General features: G+C 46.4%; 21 protein-coding genes and 1 tRNA gene. 3 read left to right on the forward strand and 19 right to left on the reverse strand.

Going from position 1 to position 20,875, the window contains the following annotated elements:
* Nucleotide 1 precedes the first annotated feature (1 nt).
* The 9 genes from FKCLFG_RS09965 to FKCLFG_RS10005 all read right to left on the reverse strand — a co-directional run bounded on the left by FKCLFG_RS09965 (nt 2) and on the right by FKCLFG_RS10005 (nt 8,143).
* Nucleotides 2–469, reverse strand: coding sequence for a transposase (locus FKCLFG_RS09965; RefSeq protein WP_472612942.1), 468 nt, complete (start codon nt 467–469; stop codon nt 2–4).
* Nucleotides 470–864: 395 nt separating this feature from the next.
* Nucleotides 865–1,266, reverse strand: a complete 402-nt coding sequence (gene cheY, locus FKCLFG_RS09970; RefSeq protein WP_472612943.1) for a chemotaxis response regulator CheY — start codon at nt 1,264–1,266, stop codon at nt 865–867.
* 108 nt (nt 1,267–1,374) lie between these two features.
* Nucleotides 1,375–2,451, reverse strand: coding sequence for a protein-glutamate methylesterase/protein-glutamine glutaminase (locus FKCLFG_RS09975; RefSeq protein ID WP_472612944.1), 1,077 nt, complete (start codon nt 2,449–2,451; stop codon nt 1,375–1,377).
* 44 nt (nt 2,452–2,495) lie between these two features.
* The gene (gene cheD / locus FKCLFG_RS09980; protein ID WP_472612945.1) at nt 2,496–3,107 is read right to left on the reverse strand and encodes a chemoreceptor glutamine deamidase CheD; all 612 of its coding nucleotides are present in this window, start codon (nt 3,105–3,107) and stop codon (nt 2,496–2,498) included.
* On the reverse strand, nt 3,104–4,000 hold the full coding sequence (locus FKCLFG_RS09985) for a CheR family methyltransferase (protein ID WP_472612946.1): 897 nt from the start codon (nt 3,998–4,000) through the stop codon (nt 3,104–3,106). Before FKCLFG_RS09985 ends, cheD begins: the two co-directional genes overlap by 4 nt.
* Nucleotides 4,001–4,390: 390 nt before the next feature.
* A tRNA-Asn gene (locus FKCLFG_RS09990) sits at nt 4,391–4,466 on the reverse strand.
* Between the two features lie 163 nt (nt 4,467–4,629).
* Nucleotides 4,630–6,882, reverse strand: a complete 2,253-nt coding sequence (locus FKCLFG_RS09995) for a RelA/SpoT family protein (RefSeq protein ID WP_472612947.1) — start codon at nt 6,880–6,882, stop codon at nt 4,630–4,632.
* A 7-nt stretch (nt 6,883–6,889) separates the two neighbouring features.
* Nucleotides 6,890–7,240, reverse strand: a complete 351-nt coding sequence (locus tag FKCLFG_RS10000; RefSeq protein ID WP_472612948.1) for a RidA family protein — start codon at nt 7,238–7,240, stop codon at nt 6,890–6,892.
* A 24-nt stretch (nt 7,241–7,264) separates the two neighbouring features.
* A complete protein-coding gene (locus FKCLFG_RS10005) occupies nt 7,265–8,143 on the reverse strand; it encodes an alpha/beta fold hydrolase (RefSeq protein WP_472612949.1) in 879 nt (292 codons plus the stop codon).
* Between the two features lie 107 nt (nt 8,144–8,250).
* Here FKCLFG_RS10005 and FKCLFG_RS10010 point away from each other — a divergent pair, with 107 nt between their 5' ends.
* Nucleotides 8,251–9,045, forward strand: a complete 795-nt coding sequence (locus tag FKCLFG_RS10010) for a 3-hydroxybutyrate dehydrogenase (protein WP_472612950.1) — start codon at nt 8,251–8,253, stop codon at nt 9,043–9,045.
* Between the two features lie 294 nt (nt 9,046–9,339).
* On the opposite strand, the gene FKCLFG_RS10015 is transcribed toward FKCLFG_RS10010, so the two are convergent.
* Entirely contained in the window at nt 9,340–9,990 is a 651-nt protein-coding gene (locus FKCLFG_RS10015; protein WP_472612951.1) for a 3-oxoacid CoA-transferase subunit B, read from the reverse strand.
* A gap of 1 nt (nt 9,991) precedes the next feature.
* Nucleotides 9,992–10,702 carry a CoA transferase subunit A gene (locus tag FKCLFG_RS10020; RefSeq protein WP_472615836.1) on the reverse strand — a complete coding sequence of 237 codons (711 nt, stop codon included), beginning with the start codon at nt 10,700–10,702 and terminating at the stop codon, nt 9,992–9,994.
* A gap of 141 nt (nt 10,703–10,843) precedes the next feature.
* Between FKCLFG_RS10020 and FKCLFG_RS10025 the strand changes: the two genes are divergently transcribed.
* Nucleotides 10,844–11,413: a LuxR C-terminal-related transcriptional regulator gene (locus tag FKCLFG_RS10025; RefSeq protein ID WP_472612952.1), complete on the forward strand. Its 570-nt coding sequence runs from the start codon at nt 10,844–10,846 to the stop codon at nt 11,411–11,413.
* On the opposite strand, the gene FKCLFG_RS10030 is transcribed toward FKCLFG_RS10025, so the two are convergent.
* Both FKCLFG_RS10030 and FKCLFG_RS10035 read right to left on the reverse strand, forming a co-directional pair.
* Complete coding sequence (locus tag FKCLFG_RS10030; protein ID WP_472612953.1) at nt 11,410–11,820, reverse strand: acyl-CoA thioesterase; 411 nt, start codon at nt 11,818–11,820, stop codon at nt 11,410–11,412. The genes FKCLFG_RS10025 and FKCLFG_RS10030 overlap by 4 nt on opposite strands.
* Nucleotides 11,821–11,863: 43 nt before the next feature.
* Nucleotides 11,864–12,640: an SDR family oxidoreductase gene (locus FKCLFG_RS10035; RefSeq protein ID WP_472612954.1), complete on the reverse strand. Its 777-nt coding sequence runs from the start codon at nt 12,638–12,640 to the stop codon at nt 11,864–11,866.
* Between the two features lie 166 nt (nt 12,641–12,806).
* On the opposite strand from FKCLFG_RS10035, the gene FKCLFG_RS10040 reads away from it, so the two are divergent.
* On the forward strand, nt 12,807–14,495 hold the full coding sequence (locus FKCLFG_RS10040; protein ID WP_472612955.1) for an electron transfer flavoprotein-ubiquinone oxidoreductase: 1,689 nt from the start codon (nt 12,807–12,809) through the stop codon (nt 14,493–14,495).
* A 55-nt stretch (nt 14,496–14,550) separates the two neighbouring features.
* Here FKCLFG_RS10040 and FKCLFG_RS10045 read toward each other — a convergent pair whose 3' ends face one another.
* Genes FKCLFG_RS10045 through nuoK form a run of 6 tightly spaced genes read right to left on the reverse strand, consistent with a single transcriptional unit; the run spans nt 14,551 to nt 20,864 of the window.
* Complete coding sequence (locus FKCLFG_RS10045) at nt 14,551–15,105, reverse strand: NUDIX domain-containing protein (RefSeq protein WP_472612956.1); 555 nt, start codon at nt 15,103–15,105, stop codon at nt 14,551–14,553.
* Nucleotides 15,106–15,150: 45 nt separating this feature from the next.
* Nucleotides 15,151–15,447 carry a DUF2818 family protein gene (locus tag FKCLFG_RS10050; protein WP_472612957.1) on the reverse strand — a complete coding sequence of 99 codons (297 nt, stop codon included), beginning with the start codon at nt 15,445–15,447 and terminating at the stop codon, nt 15,151–15,153.
* Nucleotides 15,448–15,466: 19 nt separating this feature from the next.
* Complete coding sequence (nuoN, locus tag FKCLFG_RS10055; RefSeq protein ID WP_472612958.1) at nt 15,467–16,951, reverse strand: NADH-quinone oxidoreductase subunit NuoN; 1,485 nt, start codon at nt 16,949–16,951, stop codon at nt 15,467–15,469.
* Nucleotides 16,952–16,979: 28 nt separating this feature from the next.
* Complete coding sequence (locus FKCLFG_RS10060; protein WP_472615837.1) at nt 16,980–18,467, reverse strand: NADH-quinone oxidoreductase subunit M; 1,488 nt, start codon at nt 18,465–18,467, stop codon at nt 16,980–16,982.
* Between the two features lie 17 nt (nt 18,468–18,484).
* Nucleotides 18,485–20,506, reverse strand: coding sequence for an NADH-quinone oxidoreductase subunit L (gene nuoL / locus FKCLFG_RS10065; RefSeq protein WP_472612959.1), 2,022 nt, complete (start codon nt 20,504–20,506; stop codon nt 18,485–18,487).
* 49 nt (nt 20,507–20,555) lie between these two features.
* Complete coding sequence (gene nuoK / locus FKCLFG_RS10070) at nt 20,556–20,864, reverse strand: NADH-quinone oxidoreductase subunit NuoK (RefSeq protein ID WP_472612960.1); 309 nt, start codon at nt 20,862–20,864, stop codon at nt 20,556–20,558.
* Nucleotides 20,865–20,875: the final 11 nt, after the last annotated feature.

The following is a 20,875-nucleotide window of genomic DNA, read 5'->3' on the forward strand; positions in this document are numbered from 1 at the left end:
ATCAGTATTGAACCAAATTAAACCACCTCTGGCAGAGCCGGAGGTTTATTGTTGGCGTCACCTCGAAGGCGCTGGTAACCCATGACCCTAGTTTCAGTTGGTTATAACGTGTATATCTTCTGCGTCCTAGTGGCTTATGTAGGTACCCACCATTTATTCGTCCAGAATTCGTCCAGACCGTCCGTTGAAACAAAGTATCCAAGAGTCCAGAATGCTTCTTCCGTGAAGTTGCATTGTGCCCTCCAAACTGACAGTCTATCGATAACGTGTACTTTCCTTTGATAAATTCGACCACATTTGATATTTGATATTGTGTGCTTCGAGAAAGAGGCAAACACATATGAATATGGTCTGACATCAAATGTCCTTCAATTACCTTCAATTTTTTGCAATGCCGACTCCCGAAAAATTTCACCGAGATCCTGACGCAACGCCTCAAAAATTGTTTTCTTTCTGCTTTACGGGGCAAACGCCACAGGTTACTTACAGGCCCATTTCGTATAGTTCAAACTTTGATAGTTTTTCATTGTAAATCTTCTTCACTTGCTCAAAATAGACGCCTCACACCGACGTATAGGTCAAATCCTGGAAACTTCCGGCAACTCTAGAAGTTTATTTTATTAAGTTATCCTAAGAGCCAAAAATGGAAGATACACATTGCATCTTACAGCAAGCGATTTATTGTTCATTTTTGCAAAATATACATCGATTAATTACAGCCAACTAAATGTGCTATTTTTTTTAAAATCATAAAGAATTAATATAAGCATTATTTTCAATAATGCTTATAAACTGAAACACCTTATGCTTTGGCGTCCCCATTATATCGACGAGGGAACAAAGATTAATCTGAAATCGGAGAGATCAGGAGGCTGCTGCTTTCTGAAGCTTTTCAAAAATTTTTGTAAGTTTTTCATCCAGTATTGCAGTAGTAAATGGTTTCACTACATAACCACTCGCACCTGCTTGTGCAGCAGCAATGATATTCTCCTTTTTAGCTTCTGCAGTCACCATAAGCACTGGAATTTTAGCTAATGCAGGATCTGCCCGTATATTCTGCAACATGGTAAGCCCATCCATATTTGGCATATTCCAGTCAGAAACCACGAAATCATATTGTTCACTTCTTAACTTCGCAAGCCCCATGACGCCATCCTCTGCTTCATCGACGTTAGTGTATCCAAGTTCTTTAAGCAGATTGCGGATAATGCGACGCATTGTTGAAAAATCGTCGACGACCAAAAATTTTGTATTCGGACCAGCCATATATCGCCCCATTCATTTTACAAAAACAGATTACCAATTCATTAATAAGCTTGTATCAACGACTTTGTCTCAGCAGCTTTGAGCCAGCGATACAACATGTGTGTTGGCTCATACCCTGAGTGCGCGATTGCCTGACGCATTCAAGAGTTCCAGAACTTTACGCGGCAATTCGCCTAAAGGTGCGACTTCATGCACGGCGCCGATGGCGATAGCTTCGCGCGGCATGCCAAAGACGACGCAGCTGGCTTCGTCCTGGGCAAAATTGTGCGCGCCAGCCTTGCGCATTTCTAGCATCCCTGCTGCACCATCCTTTCCCATTCCGGTAAGAATCACGCCCATCGCATTTTTACCTGCGCAATTTGCTGCCGACTGGAACAATACATCAACCGAGGGTCGATGACGATTCACCGCAGGGCCTTGATCAAGCTGAGTTACGTAGTTCGCACCGCTGCGCATGAGTAGCAAGTGCGAGTGTCCAGGTGCAATATAAGCATGTCCGGGAAGAACCCGTTCACCACCTTCAGCCTCCTTGACGGAAATCTTGCACAACCCATCAAGACGCTGCGCAAACGATCGCGTAAAACCTTCCGGCATATGCTGTGTGATCAAAATTCCCGGACAGTCTGACGGCATCTGCATGAGAAAACTCTTGATTGCTTCTGTGCCTCCGGTGGAAGCGCCAATGATAATGAGTTTCTCGCTGCTAATCAGCGGATTACGGATCAGAGGCAACGGTACATCCGTCAACTTGGCGGAATCGTTTGCAACAATTGAATGGGACTTGATTCTGGCACGGGATGCAATGCGAATTTTTTCTGCAATCAGGTTAGTGTACTCAAGCATGCCGCTTTGAATCGATAACTTTGGCTTGGTGACAAAATCCACAGCACCCAGTTCCAGCGCACGCATGGTAATCTCCGAACCGCGTTCGGTTAGGGACGAAACCATGATCACCGGCATGGGCCGCAAGCGCATCAGTTTTTCAAGGAAATCAAGGCCATCCATTTTTGGCATCTCGACATCCAGCGTAAGTACATCCGGATTTATTTTTTTGATCATATCTCGCGCCACAATCGGATCTGGCGCAACGCCAACGACTTCCATGTCTGATTGGCTACTGACAATCTCGCGCATGACACTGCGAATTAAGGCTGAATCATCCACAATCAGAACTTTGATTTTCATAAAATGCTTCCCATGCTCAGCACCGCAGTGCCGGTAATCCGGTATCAGAAAAGTTCAACTTCACCACCAACCGGACTCGTCTTGAGTCGGCTGGCATAGGCATGCTCGCGCATGGCGAGCGTGTCATTATGCGTTTGCTTGAGTTTTTTGACCAAGACTTTCCCTGTTCTGGGAAAGAAATAGACCTTGCGCGGATATATGTCATTAAGATCTTCCGCCGTTATTCGCATATTTTCCATATGCAGAAAATCCCGGACGAACTGCGCATTACGCTCTCCGACATTAATCGAGGTAAAGCCAGCCAGAACATTGCCGCCGCCAAACACCTTGGCTTCCATGTTTTCACGCCGCGCACCTAGCTTCAGAAGTTGATTGATCAACACCTCCATGGCATAGGCGCCATAGCGCATCGATGCAGAAACAGGGCTGTTTCCATCGTTGCCGCTGCCGTCTGGCAGCATGAAGTGATTCATCCCCCCAATACCGGATACACGATCACGGATGCAAGCCGATACGCACGAACCCAGCACCGTCACGATCAGCATGTCCCTCCCTGTACAATAATATTCACCCGGCAAGATTTTAGCGGCGTCACAATCAAATGTTCTGTCGTAGTAAACATTGGCTGCAAATTTCTCTTCAGGCATCTTACTCATAACGAATTTCTCATATTCACCGCCATTGCATTTGCTGCGCTGTGCGATGCAGCAGATGCCAGCTCGTACACTGTTTTTCCTCGCAAAGTAAAGGCATCTGAAACATACAGGAAATTTTCCGAATGTCCGGCAAACAACAATCCATCAGGCTTCAGCAACGGCCTGAACTTGGCCAAAATTTTTCTCTGGGTTGGTTTATCAAAATAGATCATTACATTGCGGCAGAAAATCGCATCGAATGGACCTGATAAGGGCAAACTATCGACCAGTAGATTAAGCTGTTTGAAAGTGATCATTTGACGCAGTTCCGGGCGAATTCTTACCAGCCCATCCTGTTCACCCTTGCCCTTCAGGAAAAACCGTTTGACCTGCTCGGGCGGCATTTTCACTATCTTGTCAATCGCATAAACGCCATTTGAAGCGGTCCTCAGCACATTGGTATCGATATCGGTAGCGATAATATGAACCGGCGGATTTAAAGTGCCAAATACCTCACATGCGGTTATTGCAATCGAATAAGGCTCTTCTCCAGTGGAGCTGGCGGAGCACCAGATCGTAATTGGCCCTTTCACATTACGCAGGTGCTCGGCCAGAATAGGGAAATGATGTGCCTCACGGAAAAAGGAAGTCAGGTTGGTGGTAAGCGCATTGGTAAATGCTTCCCACTCGTCGTCATCTATACCTCTCTCCAAGTCATCCAGATATTGTTCAAACGACACAATACCGGTAGCCCGCAATCGACGAGCAAGGCGGCTATACACCATTTCTTGCTTGGTATCCGTCAACGCGATGCCAGCACGCTGATGAATCAATGCTTTCACTCTGGTGAAATCCTGGACTGTAAATTCAAATTCCTTAACGCCATCCAGTTTATTTTGAGGCGCTAATTTCATACTATGACTCTCTCTCAAATCCACACTCATACAAACCAGAAATCGCCAAAGATAAAAGACTTTTCAACGCTGAATAAATTAGCACCACGTATATGAAAGAATTGGACAAATTTCCCACCAGTTAACACCAAAATGGCTACATACAACACAACCATTCTAATTACGTAATGGGTCCAATATGCCCTTAACTTATAACGGCTCAAACACGATTAAATTGAGATTGACACAGACTATTATAAATCCACGATGGGTAGAAAAATTGCTCCATAGACATATTAGGTGCAGCTTTTGGTGAATATCGGCAATTGCGGCATATGGATCGAGCAACTTGAGGGAGGACAGCGGGATAAAACAAAAGGGCCGAGCATGATAGCTCGACCCTTTGAATTTTGGCTCCCCGACCTGGACTCGAACCAGGGACCTGCGGATTAACAGTCCGTCGCTCTACCAACTGAGCTATCAGGGAAAAGATGGTATTTACTGCCTACTTGCACACAAAAAACGAACAGATTGCATCACAACGGGCCGAATTGTATCATGAATGTATTTTGTATCGTGCAAAATATTAGTCTCGCAATGCCCATGATAAATCTGACAGTAGCAATGCATTGCGCCATAAATTGCCCCAATTAATACCGATTGACTTCTAGCACGCCGGCAACCTCTCGAATCACTATCAACGCTTTTTGCAAATGTGCGGTTGAGGGAATTTCGGCGGTGAAATACATGCGCGCCAATCCTTTCGCGCTTTGCGTTTTCACTCCTATTACATTAATTTTTTCCCGCGAAAATATCTCTGAAATATCACGTAACAACCCTTGGCGGTCAGCCGAAAATACAAAAATATCGACTGGATAAACCGTATCAAGACCAGCATTCCCCCATGCAGTTTGAATAATGCGTTCGGGTGCTTGCACGCGCATCTCGGTAAAATTCTTGCAATTGGCACGATGAATGGAAACACCATGACCGCGCGTAACAAAGCCCACAATGTCGTCGGGAGGAGCCGGACGACAACATTTCGCCAACTGGATCAACAAACCATCGGTACCGACCACCAACACACCCGATTTTGCGCCCTGCGTGATGCTGGATGCTCGGCTCTTGTTTGTAACATCGGCCTCCTCTACTTCTTTGACGGTCTTGTCTGCATCTTCGCCGTGCAACGCCTGTTCAACATTGCGCAGGCTGAACTCATCCTTTCCGACTGCCAGAAAAAGCTCATCCACTTTCAGAAAACCGAGTTTGCGCGCAAGTTCTTCCAGGTTGACGGCAGTCTTGCCTTCGCGCTGGAGGGTTTTTTCAATCAGGCTGCGGCCGCTTGCCAGCGTTTCTTGTTGATCTATGGCATTAAACCAGGCGCGCACTTTGGAGCGCGCGCGCGCACTGACGGTGTAGCCGGCACCGAGCCAATCACGCGACGGCCCTGCTGTTCCTGGTGCACCCTTGGCCGTCACGACTTCAACTGTCTGGCCGTTTTTGAGCGGCGTGTTGAGTGGCACCATCGCACCATCAATACGCGCGCCGCGACAGCGGTGCCCGACGTCCGTATGCAGATGATAAGCAAAGTCAATCGGCGTGGCGCCGCTGGGGAGTTCGATGACCCGCGCCTGTGGCGTCAATACGTAAATTCGATCATCTAGTGTGGCTGACTTGAGTTTTTCGATCCATTCGCGCTGAATTTCTTCCTGCCCTACCACCGCATCGGCAACTTCGCTCTTCCATGCCAGCAACTGCCTTAGCCAAGCGATTTTTTCGTCATATTTTCGCTCTGAAAAATTCGATCCGCCGGTTTCTTTGTAACGCCAGTGCGCAGCCACGCCATACTCGGCGAAACGGTGCATTTCTTCAGTACGGATCTGGACTTCCAGCGCGCGGCCGTCTTCCGCAACCACCACCGTATGCAATGACTGATAACCGTTCGACTTGGGGCGCGAAATATAGTCGTCAAATTCCTTCGGAATCGGAGCCCAGATATTGTGCACAATCCCCAGCACGGTGTAACAAGTTTTGATGTCTTCGACGGTCACACGAAAAGCGCGCACATCGTACAGTTCCGAAAAATCGAGCGATTTGCCGCGCATTTTGTTCCAGATGCTGTAAATATGCTTGGGCCGACCAGAAACATCCGCCTTGACGCCAGCCAAAGCCAGTTCGGACTTCAGCCTGGCGATTGCATCGCCGACGAACTCCTCCCGCTCCATGCGCTTTTCTTCCAGCATTTTGGCGATGCGTTTATAACTCTCAGGCTCCAGAAAACGGAAGGATAAATCCTCCAGTTCCCATTTCAATTGCCAAACACCCAGGCGATTCGCCAATGGGGAGTACAGATCCAATGTTTCGCGTGCATATTGATGCGTGGTGTCGTTATAAACCTTCTGTTCCGCAAAAAAACGCAGGGTAGTTACCCGTGATGCCAGCTGCACCAGTACCACGCGCATATCCGACGCCATCGACAGCAGCATCTTGCGCAGCACTTCGATCTGGGCTGCAGCTTGCTGTGATGCATTTTTGCCGCGACCGACTGGCCGCTGCCCTGAAGTCAATTCCCGCAAACGCATCAATTGCCGGATGCCAGTAACCAGATCACCGACATCCTTGCCGAAACCAGCTTCAATGCTTTCGGCCGCAGCCGGGTCCAGCGCAGGCAACTCGAACAGCAGCCCGGCAATAATTGTCTCTGCATCCACATTTAGTGCTGCCAGCGTGGTTGCCACACCTTTGGAAAATTCCAGTGCGCACTGACCTGTTGCGATTTTTTTTTCGGCATACAAAGGGCAAACAAACGCAAACGCATCGAGAACACGCACACTGTCCACCTCAGAAAGCCCGGCTGTAAGCTGAAGCGAAATATCGTTTTGCGCGGTGACTACCGAAACCATTGTTGCCTTATATTTGTGCTGCCGTAATGACAATTTCGATCAACCATTCCGGCTTGGCAAGTTGTGCCTGGATGGTTGCGCGAGGCGGCGTGCAGCCTGACGCCACCCATTCCTCCCATACCTGGTTCATGGCATCAAAATTCTTCAGGTCAGAAAGAAAAATCTGGCACATCAGGATGCAGGTTTTATCGCTGCCGGCCTGTGCCAAAAGGCTGTCTATCTGGCTTAAAACCGCACGCGTTTGATCCTGAATGTTATGCGACGCATCGGCCGCAACCTGGCCCGCCAGATAAACCGTGCCGTTGTGAATGGCGGCCTCAGACATTCTTTTACCTACGTGCAATCGCTTGATTTCCATAAATATCTTTCCAAAGTTGGTAAATTAACCTAGTAAAAAATCCTGCACAATTTTGATCTGATCTGCATGCATGAAAGTCGGCGCATGTCCGATTCCAGGCAGCTCAATCAGCTTTGCCTTGGGTCCACGCTGCGTCATCGTCTGCGCTGTCTGGCCCGACAAGAGGTCGGATTGGGCACCGCGTACCAACAAGGTTGGGCAGGTTATCGCATCATAAGCCATCCATAACAGCGCCTCGGCAACTTTCAGACTCTCTGGTGTTGCCGATTTGAATGCTGCAGCCAAGCCCAGATCATAATGACGAATCCACAGCCCTTCCTGATCCTGGCGCAAGACATCTGACGCCAGTTTGCGCCATTCGTCGTCGGAGTGCGGGCCAAAGGTGGCTGAAATTGCACGAATATATTGTGCTGCCTCGTCGAAAGTCTGAAACCGCACCGCTTGGCCGATATAGTCGCCAATCCGTAACAGCGCCTCACTATTCAAAGCCGGCCCGACATCATTGAGTATCAATTTTCCGATCGGGTTATCCGGTAACGAAGCCAGCCCGATCCCGATCAAACCGCCCATCGAAGTGCCGAACCAATCGACGGTTGTTGTGGCCGGGTGTGCGGTGACGCGCGCCAGCAGGTTCACCATATCGCTGACATACTGAGGAATCTGATAGTGCAGTGGATTACGCAGCCTTTCCGAGCGTCCGCGTCCGACTACGTCCGGGCAAATCACGCGATACGACTGGCAGAGCGCGCGCGCCATGTTGTCGAAATCATCCGACACTCGTGTCACCCCGTGCACGCAAACCAGCACCTTGGGATTATTGACGTCGCCCCACTCCTTGTATGCCATCCGGTGCAAGCCGCTGGGAGAGATGCACTGTACCGTCCTGATTTGTGGTTGTGTCATTGTAATGGCTGCCTGGTTGCTGTGGTTCCGACATTTTACCGGTCGTTGGGCTTAAAATCTTAGTGCAAGTTCATCATCATCGTAATTTCTCACTCTCAGAGGACATCATGCAAGGCATTACACTCAAAGGCAAAACCGCGCTCATTACTGGCTCCACATCTGGCATCGGGCTGGGAATCGCGCAGACGCTGGCCGCACAAGGCGCCAATATTGTATTAAATGGCTTTGGCGACGCGCATGAAATCGCGCTTTTGCAAGATGCCATCGCCAATGATTATGGCGTAGCAGTGCTGTATAACGCTGCCGATATGTCTAAGCCGGCGGAAATCGAAGCGATGATTCGGGCCAGTGCAGAGAAGTTTGGCGGGATTGATATCTTGGTCAACAATGCCGGCATCCAGCATGTTGCCAATATCGAAGACTTTCCGATAGAAAAATGGGATGCCATCATCGCCATCAACCTGTCCTCTGCCTTTCATACCGCACGTCTGGCGCTGCCTTATATGAAGTCAAAAAACTGGGGCCGCATCATCAATATTGCCTCTGCCCACGGACTCGTCGCTTCAGCGCAAAAATCTGCCTATGTCGCAGCCAAGCACGGCTTGGTCGGACTGACCAAAACCATTGCGCTGGAAACCGCGCAAACCGGCGTCACCTGCAACGCGATCTGCCCAGGCTGGGTGCTCACGCCGCTGGTGCAAAAACAGGTCGATGCGCGCGCCGAACGCGAAGGCATTTCAAATGAAGAAGCCAAGAAAGGATTGCTGGCAGAAAAACAGCCGTCCGGCGAGTTCGTTACGCCAGAACAACTCGGTGCGCTGGCGGTATTCATGTGTTCGGAAGCAGCCAGCCAGGTGCGCGGCGTGGCATGGAACATGGATGGCGGTTGGGTAGCACAGTAAACTGACAAGGCGGCGCCCGGGCTTGATTGCTGTGTCGCCGCTCATTGAGTGCAACAAAACTTATTGCCGGATTTAGTGCCGATTAGGAAATTCCCATATACTATGTTATGTATTTTTATATGTCGCAATTAATGTATGCGGTAAATGGCATGTTTTAATACATACCCCATATAAATTATTTAATGTTCAAGGCTGTGGATGTCACTATTCAAGTTATTCGCGAATAATATTTTATTTGGCACAAGTAAAAAAATGGGCCGAAGCCCATTTTTTTATCCGTACCACCTTACTTGGTCATAGCGCCGTAACGTCCAGCGCAACACCGGTTTTAGCCTGAATTTCTTCCGCGCTCACTCCGAGTGCAAGCTGCACCAGTTTCAATCCGGCAGCTGTCACATCGATCACCCCCAGATCGGTAATGATCCGATTGACAACGCCTACTCCAGTCAGTGGCAAGTTGCACTTCGGGAGAATCTTGTGCGACTCGGTGCCATCTTTTGCTTTTGCCACATGTTCCATCAAGACCACAACGCGCCCCACTCCGGCAACCAGATCCATGGCGCCGCCCATCCCCTTGACCATCTTGCCAGGAATCATCCAGTTAGCCAAGTCGCCATATTCGGATACCTGCATCGCCCCCAGAATCGCGAGGTTGATCTTGCCGCCCCGGATCATGCCGAATGAATCCGCCGAACTGAAAATCGATGATCCCGGCAAGGTCGTTATGGTCTGTTTGCCGGCATTGATCAGGTCAGGGTCGACCTCATCGTCAGTCGGGAAAGGGCCGATGCCCAATAATCCGTTTTCGGATTGCAGCCACACATCCATGCCCGCAGGCACATAATTGGCGACTAAGGTAGGCAAACCGATGCCGAGATTTACATAAAAACCGTCTTGCAGTTCCAGCGCCGCGCGTGCAGCCATTTCATCACGAGTCCATGCCATCTTATTCTCCTGCCTGTTTTGCACGAACCGTGCGTTGTTCAATCCGCTTTTCGGGATTTTCATTGACGACGATGCGATGCACGAAAATCCCCGGAGTGTGCACATCATCCGGATCGATTTCGCCGATTTCAACCAATACCTCGACTTCGGCTATCGTGATCTTGCCGGCCATGGCGACATTCGGGTTGAAATTGCGCGCCGTCTTGCGATACACCAGATTGCCGGCCTTATCGGCTTTATATGCTTTTACCAGCGACACATCCGGCGACAGGGCACGCTCCATCACGTATTGGTGGCCGTCGAATTCACGGATTTCCTTGCCTTCGGCCACAATGGTACCTACGCCGGTTTTAGTAAAGAAAGCAGGGATGCCCGATCCACCCGCACGCAATCTCTCGGCCAGCGTGCCTTGCGGGGTGAATTCCAGCGCCAACTCACCTGCGAGGTACTGACGCTCAAACTCCTTGTTTTCTCCCACATAGGATGAAATCATTTTTTTGATTTGACGAGAGGTCAGTAATTGACCAAGCCCGAACCCGTCCACACCAGCATTATTAGAAATGGCAGTCAATTCCTTGACGCCCGAATCCCGCAAAGCAGCAATCAGTGCTTCAGGGATGCCGCACAGGCCGAAACCGCCCACGGCAATAGTCTGGCCATCCTGAACGATGCCGGCCAGTGCCGTTGCGGCATCAGGATAAACTTTGTTCATACCAAATCCCTTTAAAATGTAATGTGAAACCATAGCGGCAATTACCGTTCCCGACAGCATAAGACGCCAAATTCAAAGGCGCAATACCGTAAAAATACGACAATCCTAGTTTTATAACCTGCAAAAGGTATACCTGCACTTATGCTTCCCACCTTGCTTATCGATTTTGAAAAAATCTTCCTGCATGCTCCAGTCGGGATGTGTGTTTCTCAAAACCGCGTCATTCAAGCGTGCAACGAGGTACTCTGCACCACGTTCGGCTGTACGTCTGAAGGCCTGATCGGCCAGTCATTTCTGGTGCTTTACCCAAGCGCAGGAGAATTCGAACGCACAGGCGCCCGTATCGTTCCTATCATGAATGCGAAGGGGCAGTACTCTGACGAGCGCATCATGAAGCGCGCCAATAACGAACTATTCTGGTGCCGCGTGACCGGGCGCGGACTGTTGCGCGACGACCCACATGCTGCCGGCATATGGACTTTTGTAGACCTTAGCCCCAAACGACCGCTCAGCGTCGAATTTACTCCCAGAGAGCGGGAGATATCCGCCCTGCTGGTAGAAGGAAAAACCAGCAAATTGATTGCCCGTCAGTTGGATTTGAGCCCGCGCACAGTGGAAATGTATCGATCCAAGCTGATGCGCAAATTAAATGCAGCCAATTCAAGCGAGTTGGTCCAGAAATTACTCGACGTGCATAGTGCTAAAGACTAATCAGTTGCCGCCAGCAGCTGGCGCACCCAGTCGGGCAGAGGCGTGGATTTTTCGGATGGAAAGTGGACCCAGACGACTTTGGCGCCACCGTGCGCATATATCATGTCCGCCACATCGACACGGCGGATTTCCTGAATGGTTTCAAAACTTGATCGTCCAGCCGGCCCAACATATGTCAAGATTTCAATCTCACCCGGATATTTCAATTGCTTGATGAAACTGCAATGGGCATTGACGATTACAGGACCTTCAGCGGCCGGATCAGGATCGCAGCCAATAGTCGTGAACCATTCGATACGTGCCTGCTCCAGGTAACGGAAATACACCGTATTATTAACGTGTCCCATCGCATCCATGTCGCCCCAGCGGATCGGAATGCGCGCAGTGTGAACCAGCTTTTTATGCATATGTCTGAAAATGGTGTCTGATTGAATATATAAATTATCTGGCTTATTCGACACTCATGCCATCATCTGCTGTGATAATTGTTCCGTTGATAAAACGCGACTCATCGCCTGCAAGAAGCAGCAACAAACCATCCAAGTCTTCAGGCGAACCGACTCTTCTTCGCGGTAGCATGCTGATTAATTTCTGCCCTTCTTCACTGGCGAAATATTCGGCATTAATTTCGGTCGTAATATAACCGGGACAAATTGCATTGACATTAATACCGTATCTGCCCCACTCCACCGCCATGGATTTTGTCATGTGCACCACAGCCGCTTTGCTCATGCAATAAATCCCGATTTTCGGCAATACACGCAAACCTGCGACAGAAGCAATATTGATGATGCGATGCTGCTTTTTCGGGTCGCCTTTGGCGCGCGCGATCATCCGCTTTGCCGTTTCCTGAGCGACAAAAAATGCTCCGCGCTGATTAGTATCCATCACGTAGGCATAATCCTCTGGCGTTACATCAAGCAGGTTCTGGGTAGTGGAAACGCCGGAATTATTAACCAGTATGTCAATTGGTCCAGCTTCGGTTTCGGCGTGTGCAATTGCCGATTTAATACTGGCATAATCGGTCACGTCCAGGCTGACTACATGCGCCGCACCACCTTCAGCTTCAATTTCCGCACGCAGCTCTTTCAAACGGTCAATTCTGCGTGAAGCAAGTACTACCTGCGCCCCTGCCTTCGCCAAGACTTTTGCAAAACGCGCCCCGAGACCACTGGACGCGCCAGTAACTAGAGCAATTTTTCCTTCAAAATTAACTTCAATGCCCACGAATCTCTCCCAATGGTTTATCTTATGACCACTTCTATTAACGAATTAATACATCTCAATGATTACATGAATCAGCCGGGATTAGATTGCAGTATCTAGCTTATTACTAGAGAATCCCTATCAATTAGCACGTTCGTTCGATATTTATATTTATATTGGTGAGAGCATGGAACAAAATAATACACAAAACCAAGACATAGCCGCGCAATACGGACCCCGCGAAACAATGGAGTATGACGTCGTCATCGTCGGAGGTGGCCCTGCCGGATTAGCCGCTGCCATCAAACTCAAACAGCTTGCCGCGGCATCAGATACCGAGCTCTCCGTCTGTGTGCTTGAAAAAGGGGGCGAATTAGGCGCGCACATTCTGTCAGGTGCAGTCATGGATCCTCAAGCCATGACTGAACTTTTTCCAGACTGGAAAGAGCGCGGCGCCCCACTCAACGTCCAAGTCAATGAAGACCGTTTTTTGTTTTTGAGCGAGACCAAGGCCTATAAAACACCAAGTTGGATGTTACCCGGCTGTTTCCAGAATCATGGCAATTACATCATTTCATTAGCAAATGTCGTACGCTGGCTTGGCCAGCAAGCTGAAACCCTAGGCGTCGAAATTTTCCCAGGGTTTGCCGCTGCCGAAGTTCTGTATAACGAGGATGGTTCGGTCAAAGGGGTTGCAACCGGCAATATGGGTGTCAATCGCGCCGGTCAGCCAACTGATGCCTTTCAGATCGGCATGGAATTACACGCAAAATACACATTGTTTGCAGAGGGTTCACGTGGACACCTGGGCAAGCAATTGATGCAAAAATTTGACCTTAATAAAGATAAAGATCCACAAACCTATGGTCTCGGCATCAAAGAACTATGGGAAATCGATCCAGCCCTGCATCAACCTGGCCTAGTGGTGCATACCGCGGGTTGGCCGCTCGACAATAAAACCTATGGCGGCTCATTTCTCTACCATATGGAAAATAATCAGGTAGCCGTAGGATATGTTGTCGGCCTTTCTTATGAAAATCCATACTTGTCGCCTTATGAAGAATTTCAGCGTTACAAAACGCATCCTGAGATCCGTAAATTTTTTGAAGGGGGTAGGCGTCTGGCATACGGTGCACGCGCCATCACGGCCGGCGGTTTGCAATCTCTGCCTAAATTAGTATTCCCTGGTGGCGCCTTGATAGGCTGCGAGGCAGGATTTTTGAATGCAAGTCGCATCAAAGGCAGCCATGCCGCGCTTAAAACAGGAATGCTGGCAGCAATAGCGGCATTTGAAGCGTTAACAGAAAAACGCCAGCATGACCAGCTATCCGCTTATGAAACTGCTTTTGAACAATCCTGGCTACATGAAGAGTTATACAAGGCACGCAACTTCAAACCAATGATGAGTAAAGGCCTTTATGCTGGCACTATTTTGGTAGGGATTGACCAGGTTATTTTTGGCGGTAAGGCACCATGGACGCTACATCACAAACATGCGGACCATGAGTGTTTGCGCCCGGCAGCAGAATTTAAGTCAATCAAATACCCGAAACCTGATGGCAAACTCACATTTGATCGTTTGTCATCGGTATTTATATCAAATACCAATCACGCAGAAGATCAACCCATTCATCTGACGCTCAAAGATCCAACTGTGCCAGTGCGTATTAATCTGGCAGAATATGCTGGCCCTGAAGCGCGTTACTGCCCGGCAGGCGTGTATGAATTCATTAAAACAAACGAGGGTGAAGACAGGTTGCAAATCAATGCGCAAAACTGCGTACACTGTAAAACCTGCGACATTAAAGACCCAACCCAAAACATTGTTTGGATCACTCCAGAAGGTGGTGGCGGCCCGAACTATACCAATATGTAAAGTACAATAAAAAAGCCGCAGTCTGCGGCTTTTTTATTGTGGGCAGAAACGAAAATCAGGTCCACTGCCCAGCGCTAATCTTATCTAGCCAAAATGCACCTATGACTGTTTTCACATCAGTTATCTTACCTTCCCGAACCCAACCCAACACCTCGCTCATTGGAGCCCTGAACGTTTCTAAAAACTCTCCGTCATCCAGTTTAGCGATACCCACCTGTAGACCGCGAGCAATAAAAATATCGAGATATTCATCGGAATACGCTATCGCATTATGGATGGTACAAACAAACGTCCAATCAGATGCAGTATAGCCAGTTTCTTCTTGCAACTCACGCTTGGCTGTCGCCAGTGAATCCTCATTAGGATCTATTTTTCCCGCTGGGAATTCAATAAATACACGATTCAACGGATAGCGAAACTGACGCTCAAGCAATACTGAATTATCATCAAATAACGGAAGAATAACTACAGCACCCGGGTGCTTGATATATTCTCTTGAAGATATTTTCCCATCAGGTAATCTAACGGTATCGTTTTGCACTTTAAGAAAATTGCCATCGAAAGCAACTTTTCCTTCAATTTTAATTTCTTTAAGATGCTTATCGTCCATATTAAAAATGAGGGCCGGTTTTTAACGAAGCTGGAAGCCAAACAATTACTTACGTAAATAACGCAAGACAAAGCCAGGATAGGCCAAAACCAGAAATAAAAAAGACGTAATAGCAAAAAATTCCCATTTTTGGTCAAAAATATTGCCCAAATTGGCCTCAAACAAATGCGCAATAAAGCCTATAGAAAAATATAAAATCACTAGTTCCATCAGACGCAGCCAAAAAGGTTTTACCGATCGACGAATGGAAATAATTGCAAGAAAACGCTCATTTAAAAACGGCATATTAGCGGCAAATACCGCCAATATGATCACCATCCAAACTGAAAAAGTCACATTCATAAACTAAGCTTCTGTAGCCTCAAATACCAAGAATTTTACTCATTGCATTTATACAGATTGCCATCAAAGCACCCGGCATCAGTCCAATTCCAAGAACAATAATGGCATTAAGACTAAGCGCTATACGCATATCCTTGTTGACTACAATCGGAGATTTATCAATTGCCTCATCAAAATACATAAGCTTAACAACACGTACGTAAAAGAAAGCCCCTATCAAAGAAAATAATATTGCTACAAGCGCTAACCAAGTTTGCCCGGTTCCCAAAACTGCCTGTATAACGGACAGCTTGGCGTAGAAGCCCATCATTGGTGGAATACCAGCCAAAGAAAACATAAGTAGCATCATAACAAGGGCAAACCATGGGCTACGCTGATTCAAACCTTTAAAATCATCCAAATTTTCAGCTTCAAAGCCCTTGCGCGACAACAACATGATGACGCCAAATGTGCCAAGTGTAGTTAGCACATAAGTGATGGTGTAAAACATAGCTGAACTGTAGGCATTGGCAGCAGGTGCGGTGCTTCCTCCAACTACGCCTGACAAGAACCCCAGCAACATAAAACCCATTTGGGAAATGGTGGAATAAGCGAGCATCCTCTTCAAATTAGTCTGAGCAATGGCAGCAATATTCCCAACTGCCATTGATAGAACTGACAAAATAACGATCATTTGTTGCCAGTCAAAGGCCAAAGGCAAAAGCCCATCAACTAATAATCGGATAAAAATTGCAAAAGCTGCTAATTTTGGTGCACCACCCAACAATAGTGTTACTGCAGTCGGGGCACCTTGGTAAACGTCTGGTACCCACATGTGAAAGGGAACCACACCGAGTTTGAACGCCAGGCCGGAAACTAGAAAAACCACACCAAAAACCAAAACTGTTCTGTCTACAGCACCTGTTGCAGTAACTTTCGCAATTTCTGTCAGATCAAGTGAACCGGTTGCACCGTATAGCATTGACATGCCATAAAGCAAAAACCCGGATGCCATCGCGCCCAAAATAAAATATTTCATTGCTGCTTCAGTCGAAATCTTATGTTCACGACGCAGTGCTACCAAAGCAAACAAAGACAATGACATTAACTCCAGTCCCAGATAAATAATAAGAAAATTATTACCCGAGATCATAATCATTTGCCCTAACAGCGCAAACAGTGTCAATACATAAAATTCACCACCAAGATGGCCGCCGACCATTCCTCGTTCAGTTACGTATTGACGTGAATATATTAACGTCAGGCCAACGGCCAGATAAGAAAACATTTTCAACACATTCGACATCGAATCTGCCACAAACATGTTGTGAAAAGTATAACCAGTAACTCCTGAATTCAGTAAGTTTAGGTTAAGCAATACACATCCCAGTAGGGTCAATAAAGACAAAATATAGGTAATGTAACGTTTCCCATCTGACAGGAACATGTCAATAAGCAAAATTGCCGATGCAGCTATAACAAGAAATACTTCGGGATAAAGTAAAGTTAGATTCATGGTATTCATTTAAGTCGCCTCTTATATATGCACTGTTCTAGTTCACTTTTGAGATAGCGACATGTTTCAATAAGTCCGTGACAGACGTTTGCATTACGTCTGTAAATGGAGCTGGGTACAAACCCATTCCGATTACTGCTATGGCTAATAAAGCTAGCATAAAAAATTCACGTTTATTAATATCCGGCAGTTGCCTTACACGCTCGTTTGCAATTTCACCAAATATCACGCGCTTGGCCATCCAGAGAGAATATGCTGCCCCCAAAATAAGAGCAGTGGCAGCGAGCATACCAATCCAGAAATTGAATTTTACGGCGCCTAAAATCACCATAAACTCACCAACAAACCCGGATGTCGCCGGCAAACCGGAATTTGCCATGGAAAATAGAACAAAAAAAGCAGCAAACTTCGGCATAGTATTTATTACCCCACCATAATCTGCAATCTGTCGCGAATGCATACGATCGTAAAGTACGCCAACACAAAGAAACATGGCAGCCGAAACAAAGCCATGGGAAATCATCTGAGCAATGCCACCCTGCACCGATAAATCATTAAACATGAAGAAACCCAGTGTCACAAATCCCATATGTGCAATCGAGGAATAGGCTACCAGTTTCTTCATATCTTTCTGCACCATTGCAACCAATCCAATATAAATCACGGCAATCAGGGACAGGGTAATCATGAAGCCTGACAAATAGTGACTAGCATCCGGCGTAATTGGTAAAGAAAAACGTAGAAAGCCGTAAGCGCCCAGTTTCAGCATAATAGCTGCGAGCACGACCGATCCACCAGTAGGCGCCTCAACGTGGGCATCTGGCAACCAAGTATGTACTGGCCACATCGGAACCTTGACAGCAAAAGCCATAAGGAACGCAAGAAAGATAAATATTTGAACGGATAACGTCAGTGGAAATTCATGCCATACAAGGATGTCAAAGCTACCTGTTTTAGTATAAAGATACAGAATTGCTAATAACGTTAGCAGAGAACCCATCAGCGTATAGAGAAAGAACTTAAATGCTGCGTAGACACGATTCGCGCCGCCCCATATGCCGATAATGATAAACATTGGGATTAAAGTTGATTCAAAGAAAACATAAAACAGCATGCCATCCAGCGCACAAAAAACACCCACCATCAGGCCTGATAAAATCAGGAAAGCCCCCATATATTGGGCAACTTTTTTCTCAATTACTTCCCATGCTGAAATAACAACAATCACTGTAATGAAGGATGTCAGAACAACGAACCATATTGAGATACCATCAATTCCGAGAAAATAATTGATATTGAAGCGGTCAATCCAACTATGTTTCTCAACAAATTGCATGCCATGCGCAGCATTATCGAAGCCCCGAAGCAGAGGTAACGTAACAAAGAAACTTGCAACTGCACCAATCAGTGATGCAATCCGAACCAACCTAGGATTGTCATCACGACCAAATGCCAAAATGAAGATACCAAAAGCGATAGGACACCAAATCGCTAAACTCAAAAGTGGGAAAGTTGATTGCATAATTGATATTATTAGCCAGCTTATTTAGCAAACGGAAAAGGCATGAAATAAATTAAAAAGCCTAAAACGCCGAGGATCATTACAAAGGCGTAGTGATAGAGATATCCCGACTGAATTTTTCTGGAAAGTCTCGATAACAAGCGAATTAATTTAGCACTACCATTAACTAAAAATCCGTCAATTAAGGTTTTATCACCAATACTCCATAAACCATTACCAAGTAAACGAGCACCGCCAGCGATAACCACTTCATTAAATTTATCTAGATAATATTTGTTATCCAGTAAATTATAAATCGGGCCTGATTTATCCTTGATATATGCAGGAATACGTGGGTCAACTAAGTAAAAATAATATGCGCTAACAACACCTGCCAGGGCAAGAAGGAAAGGTGCAGTGGTGAATGAGTGAATCGCCATTGCAATCGGGCCGTGAAATTCTTTTGAAATTTCTGCCATCGCCGCATGTGCCTCGGCAACAAAAATAACATCTTTAAAGAAGTCTCCAAACAAAAGTGGTCCAATTGCGAAGTAACCAATAATAACGGACGGAATTGCTAAAAATATAAGTGGCAAAGTTACCACAAGCGGAGATTCATGTGGTTTTTGCCCAAAAGCTAATCCATCGTGCGCATCATGATGTGCGTCGTTGTCGTGTGCTTTACCAAAACGTTCCTTCCCATGAAAAACCAGGAAATACAGTCGGAATGAATAAAATGCAGTTACAAATACGCTAGCTAGCACCGCGAAACTCGCAAAACCAGAGCCGTAAATTGTTGAATTATGAACTGCTTCTATGATGCTATCTTTTGAATAGAACCCGGAGAAAAAAGGTGTTCCAATCAATGCCAACGCACCTAGTAAAGATGTTATCCAAGTAATAGGCATGTATTTTCTCAAGCCGCCCATATGGCGAATATCTTGAACATGATGCATCCCAATAATTACTGAGCCGGCAGCCAGGAATAATAATGCTTTAAAGAATGCATGCGTCATCACATGAAATATAGCAACCGAATAAGCCGAGGCGCCCAAGGCCACTGTCATATAACCCAATTGGGACAAAGTAGAATAAGCAACGATCCGCTTAATATCGTTTTGGATAACCCCGAGAAAGCCCATAAACAATGCAGTAATTGAGCCAATAATCAAGACAAATGACAATGCTGTATCAGACAATTCAAACAATGGTGACATCCGAGCAACCATAAAAATGCCAGCAGTAACCATTGTCGCAGCATGAATCAAGGCAGATATTGGTGTAGGCCCTTCCATCGAGTCAGGTAGCCAGACATGCAATGGAAACTGTGCCGATTTTCCCATTGCACCAATAAATAAACAGATGCAAGCAACTGTTATCAACAACCATTCTGTACCTGGCAATAACAACTTTGCTAATTCCTGTTTTTGAGAAAATATTTCTCCGTAATTGAGTGACCCCGTATATGCCACTAATAGGCCAACCCCAAGAATAAAGCCAAAGTCACCCACCCGATTTACCAAAAATGCTTTCATGCTGGCAGCGGTAGCAGTCGGCCTCGTAAACCAGAAGCCAATTAATAGATAAGAAACTAAGCCCACGGCTTCCCAGCCAAAAAACAATTGCAATAAATTGTTGCTCATAACAAGCATCAACATTGCAAATGTAAATAGGGAAATATAGGAAAAGAAACGGTTATACCCCTCGTCATCCTTCATATAACCGATAGTGTAGATGTGGACCATCAATGATACAAATGTGACTACACACATCATCAAGGCAGTAAGGCTATCAATCAGAAATCCAATTTCAAACTTCAATCCAGCAATAGTCATCCAGTTATATATGGTGTCATTGAACGAAGCTCCGTTCAACACCTCACTTAATGTCATGCAAGACAGGACAAATGCAATCAGTACACCAAGTATTGTTACGGTATGAGACGCTTTTCTACCAACAATATTGCCCAAAAATTTGGTACCGAAAAGCCCTGCTATAACAGATCCCACAAGGGGCGCTAATGGAACGACAAGTAGTAAATTAGGGTTAAGTTGCCCCACCATGATGACCCTTATATTAATTTCAGAAAGTCTATTTCAGAAAATCTGATTGTTATCCTTTGAGAGAATCCATATCTTCAACATTAATAGTGTCCATATTTCGGAACAAAACTATCAGAATGGCGAGGCCAATTGCTGATTCAGCTGCAGCCACTGTCAAAATGAAGAAAACGAAAATCTGACCAGCAGCATCTCCCAAATAATGAGAAAAGGCGACAAAATTCATATTTACAGCAAGCAACATTAATTCTATTGCCATAAGTAAAACAATAATATTTTTTCGATTTAAAAAAATACCAATAATTGAAATCGAAAATAGTATTGCGCCTAGAATTAAATAATGCGCTAGTGATAGTGTCATTTTTCGAAATC

It is taken from the genome of Gelidimonas denitrificans, assembly GCF_055694065.1.